13 protein-coding genes are annotated in these 17,939 nt (G+C 65.2%); 6 read left to right on the forward strand and 7 right to left on the reverse strand.

The features are described 5' to 3' along the window. The first annotated feature begins 110 nt into the window (after positions 1-110). Both V8V93_RS01910 and V8V93_RS01915 read left to right on the forward strand, forming a co-directional pair. Positions 111-1,553, forward strand: a complete 1,443-nt coding sequence (locus V8V93_RS01910; protein WP_338668680.1) for an SLC13 family permease — start codon at positions 111-113, stop codon at positions 1,551-1,553. 10 nt (positions 1,554-1,563) lie between these two features. Next, positions 1,564-2,496, forward strand: a complete 933-nt coding sequence (locus V8V93_RS01915) for a universal stress protein (RefSeq protein ID WP_338668681.1) — start codon at positions 1,564-1,566, stop codon at positions 2,494-2,496. Positions 2,497-3,030: 534 nt separating this feature from the next. Here the strand turns inward: V8V93_RS01915 and murI are convergent. From murI to hcp, 6 genes are all read right to left on the reverse strand, one after another. After that, complete coding sequence (gene murI / locus V8V93_RS01920; RefSeq protein WP_338668682.1) at positions 3,031-3,870, reverse strand: glutamate racemase; 840 nt, start codon at positions 3,868-3,870, stop codon at positions 3,031-3,033. 109 nt (positions 3,871-3,979) lie between these two features. Then, positions 3,980-5,230 (reverse strand): EAL and HDOD domain-containing protein, encoded by a 1,251-nt coding sequence (locus tag V8V93_RS01925; RefSeq protein ID WP_338668683.1) that lies wholly within the window; start codon positions 5,228-5,230, stop codon positions 3,980-3,982. Positions 5,231-5,281: 51 nt separating this feature from the next. Further along, positions 5,282-6,193 carry an HD domain-containing protein gene (locus tag V8V93_RS01930; RefSeq protein ID WP_338668684.1) on the reverse strand — a complete coding sequence of 304 codons (912 nt, stop codon included), beginning with the start codon at positions 6,191-6,193 and terminating at the stop codon, positions 5,282-5,284. A gap of 4 nt (positions 6,194-6,197) precedes the next feature. Continuing rightward, on the reverse strand, positions 6,198-7,436 hold the full coding sequence (locus tag V8V93_RS01935; protein ID WP_338668685.1) for an HD domain-containing phosphohydrolase: 1,239 nt from the start codon (positions 7,434-7,436) through the stop codon (positions 6,198-6,200). A gap of 162 nt (positions 7,437-7,598) precedes the next feature. Beyond that, on the reverse strand, positions 7,599-7,946 hold the full coding sequence (locus tag V8V93_RS01940) for a cupin domain-containing protein (RefSeq protein WP_338668686.1): 348 nt from the start codon (positions 7,944-7,946) through the stop codon (positions 7,599-7,601). Positions 7,947-8,123: 177 nt separating this feature from the next. After that, the gene (gene hcp, locus V8V93_RS01945) at positions 8,124-9,731 is read right to left on the reverse strand and encodes a hydroxylamine reductase (RefSeq protein WP_338668687.1); all 1,608 of its coding nucleotides are present in this window, start codon (positions 9,729-9,731) and stop codon (positions 8,124-8,126) included. 302 nt (positions 9,732-10,033) lie between these two features. Between hcp and V8V93_RS01950 the strand changes: the two genes are divergently transcribed. From V8V93_RS01950 to V8V93_RS01965, 4 genes are all read left to right on the forward strand, one after another. Further along, complete coding sequence (locus tag V8V93_RS01950) at positions 10,034-10,720, forward strand: VOC family protein (RefSeq protein WP_338668688.1); 687 nt, start codon at positions 10,034-10,036, stop codon at positions 10,718-10,720. An 80-nt stretch (positions 10,721-10,800) separates the two neighbouring features. Next, on the forward strand, positions 10,801-14,304 hold the full coding sequence (locus V8V93_RS01955) for a PAS domain S-box protein (RefSeq protein ID WP_338668689.1): 3,504 nt from the start codon (positions 10,801-10,803) through the stop codon (positions 14,302-14,304). A gap of 98 nt (positions 14,305-14,402) precedes the next feature. Beyond that, a complete protein-coding gene (gene ercA / locus V8V93_RS01960; RefSeq protein ID WP_338668690.1) occupies positions 14,403-15,572 on the forward strand; it encodes an alcohol dehydrogenase-like regulatory protein ErcA in 1,170 nt (389 codons plus the stop codon). Further along, positions 15,538-16,842, forward strand: a complete 1,305-nt coding sequence (locus V8V93_RS01965) for a PAS domain-containing sensor histidine kinase (protein ID WP_338668691.1) — start codon at positions 15,538-15,540, stop codon at positions 16,840-16,842. Before ercA ends, V8V93_RS01965 begins: the two co-directional genes overlap by 35 nt. A 284-nt stretch (positions 16,843-17,126) precedes the next feature. Here V8V93_RS01965 and V8V93_RS01970 read toward each other — a convergent pair whose 3' ends face one another. Beyond that, positions 17,127-17,888 (reverse strand): TrmH family RNA methyltransferase, encoded by a 762-nt coding sequence (locus V8V93_RS01970; protein WP_338668692.1) that lies wholly within the window; start codon positions 17,886-17,888, stop codon positions 17,127-17,129. Positions 17,889-17,939 lie beyond the last annotated feature (51 nt).

Below are 17,939 nucleotides of genomic sequence, written 5' to 3' on the forward strand. Positions count from 1 at the left end.
GTGCGCGGATTTCCGCGCCCAAGCACAATACCCGATACTCGGTTCAATGCAAATCTCGGCATGGGGCTGTCGTCCTGCTGCGCTTTCGACTGGCGGCGACCTGCCGGGACATGTATAGTGCCCGTATCGTGATCCACTTTCTCCGCGAAAAACGCTGGTTTTTCCTCACCCTGGCCATCCAGGCCGCCATGCTTCTCCTGCCCGCGCCCGAGGGCGTCACCCAGGAGGGCTGGCGCGTGCTGGTCATGACCGTGGGCGCGACCATCCTGTTCATCACCGAGCCCATCCCCCTGCCCGCCGTGGCCCTGCTCATCGTGCTCGGCCAGGTCTTCCTGCTCGGCCTGGACTCCTCGCTGGTGGCCAAGTCCCTGATGAAGGACTCGGTCCTGTTCATCATGGGCTCGCTCATGCTCGCCGTGGCCCTGGTCAAACAAAAACTCGACAAGCGCCTGGCCCTGCTGATCATCAAGGTCACGGGCTCCTCCACCTACGCCATCGCCTTCGGCATCTCGGTCTTCTCCGGCCTGCTGGCCTCGTTCATCGGCGAGCACACCGTGGCCGCCATGATGCTGCCCGTGGCCCTGTCCCTGATCCAACTGGCCACCAACGACCCCAAACAGCAGCGCGCCCTGGCCGTGCTCTTTCTCTTCTCCATCTCCTACGCATGCGCCATGGCCGGGATCGGCACCCCGTCGGGCGGCGCGCGCAACGCGATTATGATCGACTACCTGCGCGACTTCTTCTACGCCTCAGACGATCCGGCCACCTACGGCTACTCGGTCTCCTACCTGCACTGGATGATATACGCCTACCCCATCTTCCTCATCCAGCTGCCGCTCATGCATGTCATCCTGCGTTACACCTTCAAGACCGACCTGCGCGACCTCGGCCCGGCCGTGGCCAAGCTCAAGGAGCAGGTCGGCAGCGAAGGAGCGCTGACCGGCCGCCACTACGTGGCCATCCTCCTGTTCCTCCTGACGCTGGCGGGCTGGGTGGGATTCTCCTCGAAATACGGCATGGGCACCATCGCCATCCTCGGCGCGGTCCTCTTCCTGGTCACCGGCCTGGTCCGCTGGCAGGACCTCAACTCCGGCGTCAACTGGGGCGTGGTTCTGCTCTACGCCGCGGCCATCTCGCTGGGCGTGCAGATGCGCGACACCGGCGCGGCCGCCTGGGTGGCCGGCATGTTCATGGACGGGCTCGCTCCGTTCGGGCTGGGCTCCGGCCTCGGCCTGCTGGCCGCTATCATGCTCCTGACCACCTTCATCACCAACACCATGAGCAACGGCGCGGCCGTGGCCGTGCTCGGCCCCATCGTCCTGACCATCGCCCTCGCCACCGAGACCAACCCCCTGGCCGTGGGCATGGTCACCTCCATCTCCAGCGCCTTTGCCTATTTCACGGTCATCGGCACTCCGGCCTCCACCATCGTCTACTCCTCGGGCTACCTGCGCCCTTCGGATTTCATGAAAGTAGGCTGGCGCATGGCCCTCATGTCCTTTATCGTGCTCCTGGCGGCATCCAAACTGTACTGGCCTCTCATCGGCCTTTAAGGAGTTGTCCATGAACACGGACGACAAACTGCGAATCCTCATCTGCATCGGCGGCGGCCCCGAGGCCTACGCCAGCCTGCGCTACGCCGTCCGCCTCTCCAAGACCAGCTGTGCCGACATCGTCCTGCTCTACGTCCGCCCCCTGGACAGCGGCCTCAACTCCGGCGGCATGGAGGTGCGCGTGGCCCGCGAAAACGTCCTGGACTGGGGCCTCGAACTGCCCGGCCTGCGCCAGCTCAAGGCCGCCCGCGACATCCTCGTGGAATTGGGCGAGATCGAACCCGGCGAGCACCGCGAATGGAAACACCACGAACTCAAGGGCGACCCGGCGGGCGAATACATCCGCGACTACGAGAACCCCTGCGGCGGCATCGTCTCGCTCCGGCTGCGCACCGCCTCGGACGTAACCACCGCCGTGTCCGACGAGGCCAAGCGGTTCCAGGCCGACGTGGTCATTGTCGGCGCTTCGCCCGAACCCATGAGCGGGCTCAAGAAGCTCCTCTCCCGCAAGCCCCTGGCCCTCAAGATCGCGGCCCATGCGCACTGTTCCGTGATCGTCGCCCGGCACCTCGAACCCGGCCGCAACCACCTGGTCTGCGTCCAGGACACCGACCAGTCCCGGGCCATGCTCCCCATGGTCGGCCGCTACTTCCAGTCCTGCCAATACCCCGTGTCCATCCTGTCGGTGGCCCGCACCGAGGCCGATCTGGCCTCGGCCCAGAAGGCCGCCCAGGAAGCCGCCCAGATCCTCGCCGACCTCGGCACCCCCCCGGCCGAAATCCTCGTCGAGGTCGGCGACCCCGTGGAGACCATCATCACCATCGGCTACGACTTCTCCCTCATCCTCGCCTCCGAGTCCCTCAAACCCTGGTTCGCCAAAGGCTTCAGCGTGTCCCACGAAGTGGCCGAAAAAGCCCGTAATTCCGTCATGATCGTGAAATAGGCGGAAGAGAATGCCTCCGGCGGCCGGGGCGCTGCCCCGGACCCCGCCAAAGAACCTTTTGAAAAAGGTTCTTTGGAATCTCCCAAACTTTTTGTGTCGCCTACGGCGAAGGGGGGCGCGGGATGGCGGATTGTTGCGCGTGGGGTTGGGAGTCGTTTGGCCCTTCGGGACGGTTGCCAACGCCGCTGGCAGGCGTGGGCGGAACCCGAAAGAACGCCCTTGCGGCGTTTTCTTACTCCCGAAAAGCGATAGAGCTTTCCGCGCTCTGCCTTTCCCAAAAAACAACCCGCGATTTCGGGCAGGAAAAACGGCGTGCGTCTTCCGGTGAAGAAGCACGCCGCTTGATCCGTTGTTCCTGCCCGAAATCGCCCACCGGCACAGCGGAAGGCGTTCGCGTCTCGTCCTTCCGCGCCCGCACGTCCCTGAGCGAAGCGAACAGGGGATTCTTAAGGCCCTCGGCCTTAAGCGGGTGCAGGGCAGCGCCCTGCCCGTCGGAGACGCCCGCCCGGCGAGGGCCCGCCGGAGGCATTCCCCTTACAGATCGACCAGTTCCACGTCGGTCTCGGCGATGGGTGTGCCGAGGAAGCGGGAGCCGGTACGGGCGAAGCGGGGGACGTCGTCGGTGGTCAGGTAGCGGGTGGAGCCGCAGCCGTTTTCGGGTCGGCCGAGGCGCAGGCGGTCGAGTTCCCGGTACACGGTTTCGGCGGTGGTGGCGGCGGAGTCCACGATGGTGGTTGGGGCGGGCACCACGTTGCGGATGGCGGGTGCCAGCAGCGGGAAATGGGTGCAGCCGAGCACGAGGGTGTCGGGGATGACGGGGTGGCCGGTGCCGGACGCGGGTTTGAAGATGGGGTCGAGATAGCGGGCGGCCACGGCCTCGGGCACCTGGCCGTCGGTCCAGCCCTCTTCGGCCAGGGCCACGAACAGCGGGCAGGGGTGGCCGATGATCCGGGCCTGGGGCTTGAGGGCGTGGATGGCGCGCTGGTAGGCTCCGCCCGCGATGGTCGATTCCGTGGCGATGACGGCCACGGCCTGGTTGGCAGTGGCCTCGCAGGCGGCGCGCGCGCCGGGTTCGACCACGCCGATGACGGGCACGCCGGGGTTGGCCCGGCGCAGGGCGTCGAGCGCCACGGCCGAGGCGGTGTTGCAGGCCACCACGAGCAGCTTGATGCCGCGCTTGATCAACTCCGCGCCGCACTGCACGCCGTAGCGGGTGACGGTCTGGGGCGACTTGGTCCCGTAGGGCAGGCGCGCGGTATCGCCGAGATAGACGACGTCCTCGCACGGCATGCGCTCGCGCAGGGCCTTGAGCACGGTCAATCCGCCCACGCCCGAATCGAACATGCCAATGGGCAACTTTGCCTGATTTTTCATTTTTTCCGACTCCATGCGATGCGTTTCTCCCCTTCGCGCCTCGAAGTCTACACATTTTCATGAAAATGTCTAAATAATCGGGATTGTGGCGACGGGCCGGACTCGCGGGTCATTCGGCCTTGGAGTAGCCGAGCGTCTTCTGGGTCCAGCTACGGGACTGGATGTAGAGCAGTTCGGCCTGGAAGGAGTCCAGTTCAAGCCTCTTCAGGCGCTGCGAAGTCTCGCCCCACTGGCCACGCTCGTAGCTGGCGGCCAGGCGCAGGAGATCGTAGAGGTCGCCGGTGCCGTGCAGGGCCTGGACCACGGACTCCTCCAGGGGGAGGGCCTTGAGGATGTCGCTCATATCCATGCCGAGCATGGCGTCGAGCAGGGAGAAGAGCCCGGTCATGAACAGGGTGTCGGGCTCGCACACGGGCCGGTTGGAGCAAGAGCAGGCGGACTCCAGGAACTTGGCCCGGTGCACGGCCAGGTAGGCCAGTTCCGCGGCCCTGGGCGACGGGTTGAGGTCGGCGATGATCACGCTGCGCAGCCACTGCTTGGCCCGGATCATGCCGAGCATGTCGATGGCCCGCTTGGCCGAGGTGATCTTCTTGGCCAGGCCGAACCCGGCGGAGTTGACGTAACGGAAGAGGCGGTAGGTCAGGCTCGGATCGGACTGGAGGATGGCCGCCAGGCGGGCGGGCTCGAAGTCCGGCTTGGCCAGTTCGCCGAGGACCTGGAGCTTGGTGGTTTCGGCCGCGGTCAGCTTGCGGCCGGGGATGATCTCCGGGCGGCTGAAGAAGAACCCCTGGAACAGGGAGAAATCCAGGTCGCGCAAGGTCTTGAAGGTCTCGTTGTCCTCGACCTTTTCGGCCAGCAGGGTCAGGCCTTCGGGCAGCCTGGCGACAGCCTCCGTGATGCGCGCCGGGTCGGCGTCCAGGGCCAGGATGTCCATCTTGACGATGTCGGCCAGCTCCAGGAAGGGGCGTAGCGCGTCCTGGCCGAAGAAATCGTCCACGGCCAGCGTGTAGCCCGCGTCCTTGAGGCGGCGGGCCGCGGCCAGGGTCTTCTTGTTCGGGCGGACGTTTTCCAGGATCTCGATCACGCAACGGTCCCTGGGCAGGGCGAATCCGGCGTCGTCGACGAGCAGCTTTTCCGGGAAATTGATAAGGATGCGGGCGGCCTGATCCATACCCTCGGCGGCCAGGGTCAGGCCGTCGGCGATGACCGAGGCCGTGGCCTGGGACTCGTCGGCGATGACGGCCACGTTGTCCCGGCCGGCGCGGAAGAGCAGTTCGTATCCCCACACGGACTCGTCCGGCGTGAAGACCGGCTGCCGCGCAATGAACATGGATTCAAAAGGTTCGGTCTTGCCCTGCATATGTCGTCGTCTCCTGTATGGCCCTGTTCCGCGGGGGCCGGACGCGGCCCGTCAGCAGAGGGGCTCCTGGCTGTTGTTGCGCCTGAGCCCGGCCATGAATACATCCAGGTCGTCGCCGCATTCGGCCAGTATCTTGTCCAGGTAGGTCAGGTTGCGGTCTATGGCCTCCCGGTAGAGGTCCTTGTCCACTTTCCGGCGCGACCGGAAATAACCGAGCATGTTGCGGTCCGCGCCCTTGAATTCCTCGTCCAGCCGTTTGCGGGCCACGTCCTTGTAGAAGGACCGGGTCTTGAGCACCAGGTCGAAGGCGCTGTCGTAGCCGGGCAGCTTGGCCTCCTTGAACTCCTCGAAGAGCAGGAGGAGCTTTTCCAGGTAGTAGCGGTCGGCGATCTGGGCCAGCAGGTCGGCGGAACCCGTGAAATGACCCATTCTGCGCATGGCCTCGGTGCGGAAGACGATCTTGGACGGGGACATGGCCAGGATCGTGCAACGGATGCAGTCGGCGATGTCCTCGATGTCCTGTTCGTCCAGCACGCCGTCCAGGTAACAGCGCATGAACTGGATGGAGCGTTCCTCGTGGCCCACGGTGTGCTTGGCCCCGGTGCCCTGGGTGTCGTCCACGTCCTGGATCAGCCCGACGTCGTGGAACAGGGCGGCCAGCAGCCCCTTGAGGCAGTCGGCCTCGGCAAAGGGTTCGTCACCGAGCATGGCTCCGTAGATCAGCCGGGCCGCGGCCAGGACCACGGAGCAGGTGTGCTCGAAGTTGTGGTATTTGGTGTTGCTCGCCCGGTAGCCGGGGTAGCGGCCCGCGAAGAGCCGTTCCACGTCGTCGAAGGCGCGGCGAAAGACCCGGCCGTCGTAGTCGGGGAAGAAGGCCCGCATGAGGTCCTCGCTCTCCCGGCGCACGCACTCGGCGTCCACCGGGTCGACAAAGTCATACAGTTTCATCTCGGAGGATGCCATGCGCCTACGCCCCGGGGGTTTCCACCCACTTGTCGCGGATGGCCTTGATGACGTCGAAAATCTCCAGGAAGATTTCCACTATCTCGGGGTCGAAGTGGGTGCCCGCGTCCTTTTCCAGGATGCCCAGGCACTTCTCGTCCGGGAACGGGTCTTTGTACGACCGGGGGGAGGCCAGGGCGTCATACACATCGGCCACCGCGCAGATGCGCGCCGACAGGGGAATGCCCTCGCCGCTCATGGGCGCGCCGCCGATCTCCGGGGCCTCGGCCCAGACCTGGTCCCGGGGGATGGAGGGGTAGCCCCGGCCCGCCCATTTTTCGTGGTGGCACAGGGCGATCTCCATGGACATGCGGTCCAGTTCCGAGGTCTGGTTCTTGAAGAGCCGGGCCCCGTAGACCGTGTGCCACTTCATGATGTCGTACTCCTCGTCGGTCAGCTTGGCGGGCTTCTTGAGGATGGCGTCGGAGATGCCGACCTTGCCCACGTCGTGGAGCATGGCGGCCAGGCGCAGGTTGTCGCGGGTGTTCTTGATCTCCTTGGCGGAGTGACCCCGGCGGGCGGCCCAGGTGCCGTAGATTTCCGCGCAGTACGCGCCCACCCGCTGGACGTGCGCCCCGGTCTCGGCCGGGTCGCGCAGCTCGGCCATCTGCATCATGCGCAGAATGAGCTCGCGGTTCATGATGCCGCGCTCGATGGCCACCGAGGCGTTGTTGCAGAACAGGGGGATGTAGGTCCTGGCCTCGTCGGAGAAGGGAACCACCGCGCCGGACTCGTTCTTGGCGTTGATCAACTGCATGACCCCGACCAGCCTGCTCTCCTGGGCGATGAGCGGGATGGTCAGCATGCTGGTGGTCCGGAAGCCGGACTTTTCGTCAAAGGACTTGTTGAAGGAAAAGGGCAAGGTCGGGTCCAACTCGTAGGCGTCGTCGATGGCCAGGCTCTGCCGGGTCTTGGCCACGTAGCCGACGATGGACTGTTCGCTGATGGGGATGCCGAAATTCTGGTACAGGGCGGCGTTGGCGGCCTCGGCCTTGAACAGGGTGTCGTTCTGGACGTAGCTGAAGATCAGCCGGTCGTTGTCCACCAGGAATATGGACCCGGCGTCCGCGCCGGAAAACCGCCTGGATTCCTGGAGGATCTTGTCCAGGATCGTGTCCACGTCCTTGAGCTGGTTGACCTCGTCCGTGATCTTGAGAATCGTCAACACCGCGTCGTCGCGGCCCTCCAATCGTTCGATGCCCATGTCGGCCCCCTCCGGGTTGCTGCTTCTCCAACTATCCCCATTCCCGAGGATAAATCAATGATTCTATCGGGTGCGGCGTCTCCTGCGCGGACGCCCGCGCGGGGAAAAAGGGGTGGGGCCTTGTGCCGGGGTACCCTCCCCCTTTCCCCCGGACGCGGCGGCCTAGATTTCCGGAATGCCTTTGGGGATGAGGCAGACGAGAACCATGGGCACGTCGCCTGTGTTGACCACGTGGTGCTCCTCGTCCGGGGCTACGTAGACCACGCTGCCCGGCCCGAGGGCCAGCTTTTCGCCGTTCCTGACCACGTAGCCGGTGCCCGCGTGGTAGAACTGCTGGTGTTCCCACGGGTGGGCGTGAGGCGGGATCTGCGCGCCGGGTTCGAGCTCGATGACCCGCATGCAGAAATTGACGTCGTCGTCGGCCTTGCCGATGACCACCCGGCCCGTCACGCCCGGCCCGGCCACCTTCAGTTCCACGGGATCCACGTCCGTATACTGGATAACCTTCATCTCGTTTTCTCCTGTCTGTTGGCGTTGCGCCCCACCCTTGAACCGGATGGGCCAAGGCAGGCTAGCACAGCCCCGGAGCGGACGCCAGACGCGCAGGCCCGCTTCCGGACGGGCCTGCGCGCAAAAAAAAGCCCGCCGGTTCGCACCGGCGGGCCGTGTTTTCGTCGCGCCCTTGGGCTAGCCCAGGATCTCGGCCAGGTCGGCCTCGGGGGTGGTGATGGGGGCGATGTTGTAGTTCTCGACCAGCAGGTTGAGGACGTTGGGGGTGATGAAGGACGGCAGGGACGGCCCGAGCTTGATGTTCTTGATGCCGAGCGCGAGCAGGGACAGGAGGATGGCCACGGCCTTCTGTTCGTACCAGGACAGGATCAGGGAGAGCGGCAGGTCGTTGACCCCGCAGTCGAAGGCCTTGGCCAGGGCCAGGGCGATCTGGACCGCGGAGTAGGCGTCGTTGCACTGGCCCACGTCGAGCAGGCGCGGGATGCCGCCGATATCGCCGAGCTGCTTGTCGAAGAAGCGGAACTTGCCGCAGGCCAGGGTCAGGATGACCGTGTCGGCCGGGGCCTGCTCCACGAACTCGGTGTAGTAGTTGCGGCCGGGCTTGGCGCCGTCGCAGCCGCCCACCAGGAAGAAGTGGCGGATGTCGCCGGACTTGACCGCGTTGATAACCGTGTCGGCCACGGACATGACCGCGTTGCGGGCAAAACCGGTCATTACCGATCCCTTATCGATATCCGCTTCAAATCCCGGCATGGCCAGGGCCCGCTCGATGACGGGAGTGAAATCGTCATTCCCAACATGGACCGCGCCGGGCCAGCCCACCAGGCCGGTGGTGAAGATGTTCTCGATATACTTTTTGGGGTCCTGGATGCAGTTGGTGGTCATCAGGATGGCGCCCGGGAACTCGGCAAATTCCTTTTTCTGGTTCTGCCAGGCAGTGCCGTAGTGGCCGGCCAGATGCGGATACTTGTGCAGCTCGGGATAGCCATGGCAGGGCAGCATCTCGCCGTGGGTGTAGACGTTGATGCCTTTGCCCTCGGTCTGCTTGAGCAGGGTTTCGAGGTCCTTGAGGTCGTGGCCGGAGACCAGGATGGCCTTGCCCGCGGTGGGGCCGAGCTTGACCTGGGTGGGCACGGGATGGCCGTAGGCCGAGGTGTTGGCGTCGTCCAGCAGCTCCATGGCCCGGATGTTGATGCGTCCGCACTCGAGCCCGGCCTCCACAGCCTGCTCCAGGGTCAGGCCGGTGGCCAGGGTGGCGACCAGCAGCCCCTGGAACTTGGCGTACAGCTCGTCGTCCTCCTTGCCGAGGATGGCGGCGTGGTCCATGTAGGCGGCCACGCCCTTGAGGCCGTAGGTCAGGGTGTGCTTCAGGGACTTGATGTCCGCATTCGGCTCGGGGTCGGACTCCACGCCGACCGCCTTGCCCTGGGCCACCATGCCGGGGATGTCGAGGGCCGGGGCCATCGTGGCCGGGCCGCCGAACTCCACGCCCGAGACCTTGGCCTTGAGCCCTTCGCGCAGGGACACGCACTTGTTGATCAGGGTGACGAACCGGGCGTCGTCGAAATTCACGTTGGTCAGGGTGGAGAAGACCGCCTCGGAGATGAAGCGGTTCACCTCATTATCTTCAATGCCCTGTCCGCGGGCAGCCACGGCCACCTGGGCGAGGCCTTTGGTCAGGTGGAGGAGAAGGTCCTGGAGGGTGGCGGTGGAATCGGTCTTGCCGCACACGCCGATTTTGGTGCAACCGCCCTTGGCGGTCTGTTCACACTGGTAACAAAACATGGTTCGCTCCTTTGTTTTGATGAATTGCTCTCGATGCGTCCAAGGATAGGGCTCCCGGGGAAACGGGAGTATGATTTAAGTCAAAAAACAGGGAAAAAACGAAAAAGATCATCTCGACCCGCGGGTTGAGATTCAAGCCCGAAAGGACTATCCTCCCGGCATGACTCGAACAATCGCCGTCCTCCCGGCCGATGGCGCAGGCGCATAGCCGGGCGCGGGCAAGGAGCTGCCCGGAGGCCGCTCCGTGTGACAATACCGACGGCGATCGAACAACCTTTTTGTAGTACACGCGAGGCGGAGACATGCGTACCCGACTGGATCATATCGTCATTGCGGCCACGGACATGGAACAAGGCGTGATCTGGGCCGAGAAACGGCTCGGCGTGCGCGTGCCGCGCGGCGGAGTGCACGAGACCATGGGCACCCGTAACCACGTCATGCGCATCGGCGAGGAAATGTTCCTGGAGATCATCGCCATCAACCCGGACGGGCCGGTCCCGGCCAAGCCGCGCTGGTTCGGCCTGGACGACCCCGCGGTGCGCGAGCGGCTGGACCGTTCGCCCGCCTTCCTGGGCTGGGTGGCCAACACCGACGACCTCGACGCCTTCCTGGACGCGGCCCCCATGTCCTTTGGCCGGGCCACGCCGGTCAGCCGGGGCGAGCTCAACTGGCGGTTCGCCCTGCCCTCGGACGGGCGGCTCCTGGCCGGAGGCATGCTGCCCTACGCCATCCAGTGGCAGACCGGGTCCCACCCGGCCCTGGCCATGCCCGATCTGAACTGCCGCCTGCTCGGACTGGACATCTACCACCCGTACCCCGAGTGGCTGGGCGGAATCCTTGAGGCCGTGGGCCCGGTGGACATGGTCGAAATGCACCCTCTGCCGCCCATGGAGCTGCCTCGCATGGCCGCGCGCATCGACACGCCGGAGGGCGTTCGCCTGCTGGAGACCATGCCCGGCGCCTGCGGTTGCCCGCCGCACCGGGGATAGCACGACCAGACGGGCACCGGCTTTATTTATTCCCGCGCATTTGTTAAAGAACGGACGGTTGTCCCCTGCCAGGAGTGGTCATGCCCCAGCCGGATCGTTTTTCCAGGGTCTTTTGCCCCTTGCTGCTCGCCGCCCTGGCGCTGTGGGTCCTGCTCGCGCCCGCCACGGCGCGGGCCTCGGACAGCAAGCAGATCCTCCTGCTCAACTCCTTCCACCAGGGGTACCTCTGGACCGACGAGGTTGGCCGGGGGCTTAGGGACGTGCTGCGCCCGCGCGAGACGGGCATCACCCTGCACGTGGAGTACATGGACACCATGCGGGTGGAGTTCAACGGCCGCTACGAACAACAGCTCATGAACGTCTACGCCCACAAATACAGGGGCGTGGGCCTGGACCTGATCCTGGCCACGGACAATGCGGCCTACGAATTCCTGCGCCGCCACCACGACGAACTCTTTCCGGGCATTCCCGTGGTCTTCGGCGGGGTGAATTTCTTCCGGCCCGATCAGCTCAAGGGCCACCCCCTGTTCACGGGCGTGGCCGAGGTCCTGGCCGCCCGGCAGACCATCGACTGCGCCCTCAACCTCCTGCCCGGCACCAAGACCGTCTACGTGATCAACGACTACTCCTGCACGGGCGTGGCCGTGCGCAAGTCCATCGAGGCGCAACTGCTCGGCCTGGACCCGGCGATCGCGGTGGTCTTCTGCGGGAACTCGGACCTGGCCTCCATCCTCAAACACGTGGACCGGCTGCCGGCCAACGCCATGATCCTGCTCAGCGTGTTCAATCGGGACGGTTCCGGACGCTTCTACGACAAGAGCGAGGTGGCCGAAGCGGTCTCGGCCCGCGCCAAGGTGCCGGTCTTCGGCATCCTGCAGACGGACCTGGGCCACGGCATCGTGGGCGGCATGCTCTCCAACGGCCACGACCAGGGCCAGGCCATGGCCCAGATCGCCCTGCACGTGATGGCCGGCCGCGCCCCCCGGGAAATCCCGGTCCTCCAGGGCAGCGCCTATGTCCCCGAGTTCGACTACGCCCGGCTCAAACGCTTCGACCTCAACCTGGCCAAGCTCCCGGCGGGCAGCGTCACCCGCAACCGCCCCAATTCCTTTTACCGCGAGCACTCCGGCGTGCTCCTGGGCGTGGCCGGGTTCGGTATCCTGCAATCCCTGATCATCCTGGCCCTGGTCCTGAACATCACCCGCAGGCGGCGGGCCGAAAAGGAACTGCGCACCGCCCACCGGACACTGGAGCAGCGGGTCAAGGAACGGACCAGCGAGTTGCGCCAGTCCGAGGAGGTCATGCGGACCATCTTCGACTACTCCTATGACGCCATCATCATCCACGACGGGAACGGACACATCCTGGAAGTCAACCAACGCATGATCGAGATGTTCGGCCTGGAGGGCATGGACCCGTTGGGCGTGTCCCTGGCCCGCGACCTGTCGAGCAAGGACAACCCCCTGTACGCCATGGCCGGGATCATGCGCGAAGTCCTGGGCGGCAAGCCCCACCACATGGAATGGCGCGTACGCCGCTACCGGGACAGCCGGGAATTCGAGGTGGAGGTCCATCTGAGCCGCATCACCTACCGGGGCGAGGAGGCCATCCTGGCCAACATCCGGGACATCTCCGTGCGCAAAGAGTCGGAGAACGCCATCCGCCAGGACCTGGTCAAGTTCGAGGCCATCCTGGAGAACTCCCTGATGGGCATCGCCATGTCCGTGGGGCGCAGGATCGTGACCATCAACCGGCGCGGCGCGGCGATCTTCGGCTATTCCACGGAGGATATCCTGAACAACACCCTGGACCTGCTGCTCGGCCACTACCAGACCGAGGACGACTTCGTCCTGGCGGCCAAGAGTGCCCTGACCGAGCGCGGGGAGTTCAACACCGAGCAGGCCTTCCGCAGCAGGAACGGCTCCACGGTCTGGTGCCGCATGTACGCCAAGACCGTGGACCGCCGGGACCTGTCCAAGGGCGTCATCTGGGCCTGGGACGACGTCACCGAGAACCGGAGGGCCCAGGAGGACCTGCTGCGCACCCGCGAGGACGCCGAGGCCGCCAACCGGGCCAAGTCCGAGTTCCTGGCCGCCATGAGCCACGAGATCCGCACCCCCATGAACGCCATCGTGGGCATGACCGAGATCACCCTGCAGACCGACCTGACCGAGGACCAGCGCGACTACCTCAAGACGGTCAAGGACTCGGCCCAGCACCTCCTGTCCATCATCAACGACATCCTCGACCTGTCCAAGATCGAGGCCCGCAAGCTCGAACTGGACCACGTGGACTTCGACCTGCCCTTCCACGTCAAGACGACCATCAAGGGGCTGGAAATCCAGGCCCGGCAGAAGGGGCTCGACATGGCCCTGGAAATTGACGGGGCCGTCCCCCACTGCGTCAAGGGCGACCCCCTGTCGCTCAGGCAGGTGCTCGTCAACCTGGCGGGCAACGCGGTCAAGTTCACCCACCGCGGGACCATCACCATCCGCGTGCGGGGTGCCTCGGGCACGGCCCCGGACGAGGCCCGGACCGTGGGCGTGACCTTTTCCGTGGAAGACACGGGCATCGGCATCCCGCGCGAATTCCTGGACTCCATCTTCCAGAGCTTCTCGCAGTCCACGCGCGCCTTCGGCGGCACCGGCCTGGGCCTGGCCATCTGCAAGCAGCTCATCTCGCTCATGGGCGGGGACATCCGGGTGGACTCCACCGTGGGCAAGGGCAGCACCTTTTCCTTCACGGCCTGGTTCGAACCCGGCTTCTCCTGTCCCATCCCCGACGAGAACGACCTCGACCGGCCGCTCGACTCCCCGTCCCGGCCCGTGCGCGTACTCGTGGCCGAGGACAACGACGTCAACATCATGGTCACCACCCTCAAGCTTGAGGAGATGGGCTACACGTTCGCCGTGGCCAAAACAGGCCTCGAGGTCCTGGACCTGCTCAAACGAGAGCCCTTCGACCTCATCCTCATGGACATCGAGATGCCGGTGCTGGACGGCATCTCCACCACCAAGGCCATCCGCTCGGCCGTTCCAGGCGGCCCCATCCCGGACCCGCACATCCCGATTATCGGGGTCACGGCCCACGCGCTGAAGGAATTCCGCGACAAAAGCCTGGACGCGGGCATGGATGACTACGTGGCCAAGCCCGTGGATTTCCACGAACTGGCCGTGATCATCAACCGGCTCATCGGCGCCTCACCCGCGCCCCTGCCGCCCCCGGATGCGGGCACGACCCAGCCCGAGGCCGAACCCATGGACGCCCTGCCGCCCTGGACCCCTGAGTCGGCCATGGAGCACCTGGGCGTGGATGAGGCCATCTTCGCCGACTTCCTGGTCACGGCCAGAGGCGAGCTCGCGCTCCTGCTCGAAGAGCTGGAACAGGCGACCGGCGCGGGCAATACGGCCAAGGCCGGGGAACTCGCGGGCACCGCCCGGTCCGTGTGCACGGCCATCGGGGCCAACGCGGCCGCCCTGGCCGCCGCCACCATGGCCGCCGCCTGCACGGAGGGGGGCGACGAGAACGTCGCTTTCTCCCGGCTCCGCAACGAGATAGAGAGCCTGATGAAAATCATGGACTAAGATTTTACAGGGACATAATGTCCCAAGTAGAGGTGAGAGATGTCCAATCCACCATTGTCCAGGTCCACAGGCCCACGCTTTCGAAAAGGAGGGGATCCATGTCCGCGGAGGAGTTTGCCGAGTTACGAAAATTCGTAGCCCCGGAGTTCGTCTTCGGCCCGGGCGCGGCCATGCTGGCCGGACAATACGCCGCCAACCTGTCCTCCAAGAAGGCCCTGGTGGTCTCCTGCCGTGCACTGGAGGAAATCGGCTGCACCGGACAGGTCGTGGATTCCCTGACCCGGGAGGGCGTGACCTGCACGATGTTCTCGGACGTGACCCCGAACCCGCGCCACGAAGAGGTCATGGCCGGCGCCGAAGTCTACCGGCAAGAGGGGTGCGACTCCATCGTGGCCGTGGGCGGCGGTTCGCCCATGGACTGCGCCAAGGCCATCGGCATCGTCTGCACCAACGACCGGCACGTGCTCGAATTCGAGGGCGTGGACAACGTGGAGCGGCCCGGACCACCGCTCATCTGCATCCCCACCACCGCCGGGACGGCTGCGGACATCTCCCAGTTCTGCATCATCAACGACACCGACCGGAAGGTCAAAATCGCCATCGTGTCCAAGACCATGGTGCCGGACGTGGCGCTCATCGACCCCCGCCTGACCCTGACCATGGGCAGGCAACTCACCGCGCACACCGGCCTGGACGCCCTGACCCACGCGGTCGAGGCCTTCGCCTCCAACGCCTCTTCGGCCATCACCGACCTGAATGCCCTGGAGGCTATGCGCCTGATCCGCCTGCACCTGCGCAACGCGGTGGAACGGCCCGACGACATGGAGGCGCGCACCGGCATGATGCTGGCCTCCACCTACGCGGGCCTGGCCTTCTCCAACGCCATCCTCGGCGCGGTCCACGCCATGGCCCACAGCCTGGGCGGCCTCCTGGACCTGCCCCACGGCCTGTGCAACGCCATCCTGCTGGACCACGTCATCGCCTACAATTACGACGCGGAACCCGAGAAATACCGCCGCCTGGGCATCACGCTGGGCGCGGACATCCCGGAGGGGACTTCCATGGAGGAGGCCAGGGAGCGCACCCTGGAGGCCGTCCGCGCGCTGAAGCGGAGCGTGGGCGTGACCGACAACCTCTGCGACCTGGGCATGACCGACGAGGACCTGCCCCTGCTGGCCCAAAACGCCCTGGCGGACGCCTGCATGCTGACCAACCCCAAACAACCGACGGCCGATGAGCTCATCCAGATTTTCAAACAAACCTGCTGACCCCGAACCGGTCCAGGTCACGGAGCGCGAAAAGCTCATCGGGCTGGGCAAACGGTCCATCAGCAAGAGCTACTATCCGGAACTCAAGAGCCGGCTGGACGAACTCGAACATTTCCGCGCCCTGCTCGACAGGGTCAACGACGCCATTTTCGTGGTGGACGCGGACAGCGGCTCCATCCTGGACATCTCCGGCGCGGCCGACGCCCTGCTCGGCTGCGGCCCGGAGCAGCTCAGGGGGCTGTCTTTCAAGGAGATCCTGCCGCCTCACATCCGCCGCCACGCCGACAACCTCTTCCACAACGAGACCAAGACCGTGCGCATGGAGACCGAATTCTCCTGCCCCCTCTGTCCGGGAAAACCGCCGATCCCGGTGGACCTGACCCTCAGCCTGGTCTCCTTCCAAAACCAGCGCCAGGCCATCATCGTGGCCAGGGACATCAGCGAACGCAAACGCACGGAACGCGCCCTCAAGCGCAGCCACGACCTGTTGGAGATCCGGGTCCGCGAGCGGACCGAGCAATTGGACCGGGCCAACCGGGCCAAGTCCGAGTTCCTGTCCACCGTGTCCCACGAGCTGCGCACCCCCCTGACGGCCGTGCTCGGCTTTGCCAAGGTCACCCGCAAGAAGCTCGTCGGCTCCATCTTCCCGGCCGTGGACCGGATCGCGGACGAGGGACTGAAGAAGGAGATGGAGGTGGTCCGCAAGAACCTTGAGATCATCGCCGGGGAAGGCCAGCGGCTGACCATGCTCATCAACGACGTCCTCGACCTGGCCAAGATGGAGGCCAACCGCGTCGAATACGCCATGGCCCCCATTCGGCCCGAGGATTTCATCAACAAGACCGTGGAAGTCACCTCGTCCCTGTTCGACGACAACGACCTGGCCCTGAAACTGGACATCGAGCCCCACCTGCCCCAGGTCCAGGGCGACATGGACCGGCTCATGCAGGTCATGGTCAACCTCTTCTCCAACGCCGTGAAGTTCACCTCGAAAGGCGGGGTCACCTGCACGGCCCGGGCAGAGGGCGACGCCGTGCGCATCAGCGTGGCCGACACCGGCATCGGCATCCAGCCCGAGCTCCTCGAATCGATCTTCGAGGAGTTCACCCAGGCCGGGGAGCACCTGTCCAACCGCCCCGCCGGAACCGGCCTCGGCCTGACCATCTGCAAACACATCATCCACGAACACGGCGGCCGCATCTGGGCCGAGAGCAAGCCCGGACACGGCAGCACGTTCATTTTCACTCTGCCCGCCCTGAAAAGCGCCTAGCGACCTGGCGCAAGAGAGAATGCCTCCGGCGGGCAGGACGCTGCCCTGCACCCGCCAACGAATCCTTTGGAAAGGGTTCTCTGGACTCTCCCAAACTTTTTGTGTCGCCTGCGGCGAGAGGAAAAGGACTTGGCCCATGTCCGCACACGCCGTGAAGATTCAGGAACACCGCATGGGCAAGCGACATCCGTAAATCCGCACCCGCTTACCGCGAAGCGGCACCCAAAAGTTTAGGAAGGAAAGGGGGATGGGGGGGGCCGGGGGCGCCCCCCTGAATTCTCGTGTTATCCCAGCCGCCTGGCGAATTCCGAGACGATGATGGCGCCTGCCTGGGCCACGTTGAGAGAGTCGAATTCCCGCAGGAAGGGGATGTGGAGGCTGTGGTGCGCGAATTTGGCCACGCCGGGTCGGACGCCTTTTTCCTCGTTCCCGAGCAGGAGCACGGCCGGAGTCCGGAGTTCGGCGGTGTAGACGTTGTCGGAGTCGGGCGTCATGCGCGCGCAGTACAGGGTATAGTCGTAGTTGACGCAGTCCTTCATGGCGTTGGCGAGGTTGCCGACCTTGGCCACGGGGAGTTTGTTCAGGGCGCCCGCCGAAGAGCGCACGGCCCCGGCCCCGATGTAGGCGCCGTGGTGTTGGCAGACGATGAGTCCGGCCCCGCCCAGGGCGTGGACGGTGCGGGCGAGCACCCCCACGTTGCCGGTGTCCTGGACCTGGTCCAGGGCCACGATGAGCGGCAGGGGCGCTTCCGGGGCCTGTTCGAGGAGCCGTTCGAGCGGGGTGTAGTCGAGTGCGGCGCAGCGGGCGGCCACGCCCTGGTGGTTGCCCCGGTACATGTAGTCGAGGTCCTTGGCGGAAACGGACTTGTAGGGCACGTTGCCGGTGCGGCACAATTCCAGGATTTCCTCCATGGCCTGGTCGCGCCGTCCCTTGCGGAAGGCCACGAAATCCACCCTTTGTGGAGAGTCCAGCAATAGTTCCTTGACCGGCTTGTTGCCAACTATGTAGATTTTCGAATCTTTTTTATCCCGGCCGTGATCTTGCATAATTAATTCCTTATGATAAAGACAGCAAAATGCTGCACATGGTTGCATTCG

Source organism: Pseudodesulfovibrio sp. 5S69, assembly GCF_037094465.1.
Lineage (GTDB): Bacteria > Desulfobacterota > Desulfovibrionia > Desulfovibrionales > Desulfovibrionaceae > Pseudodesulfovibrio > Pseudodesulfovibrio methanolicus.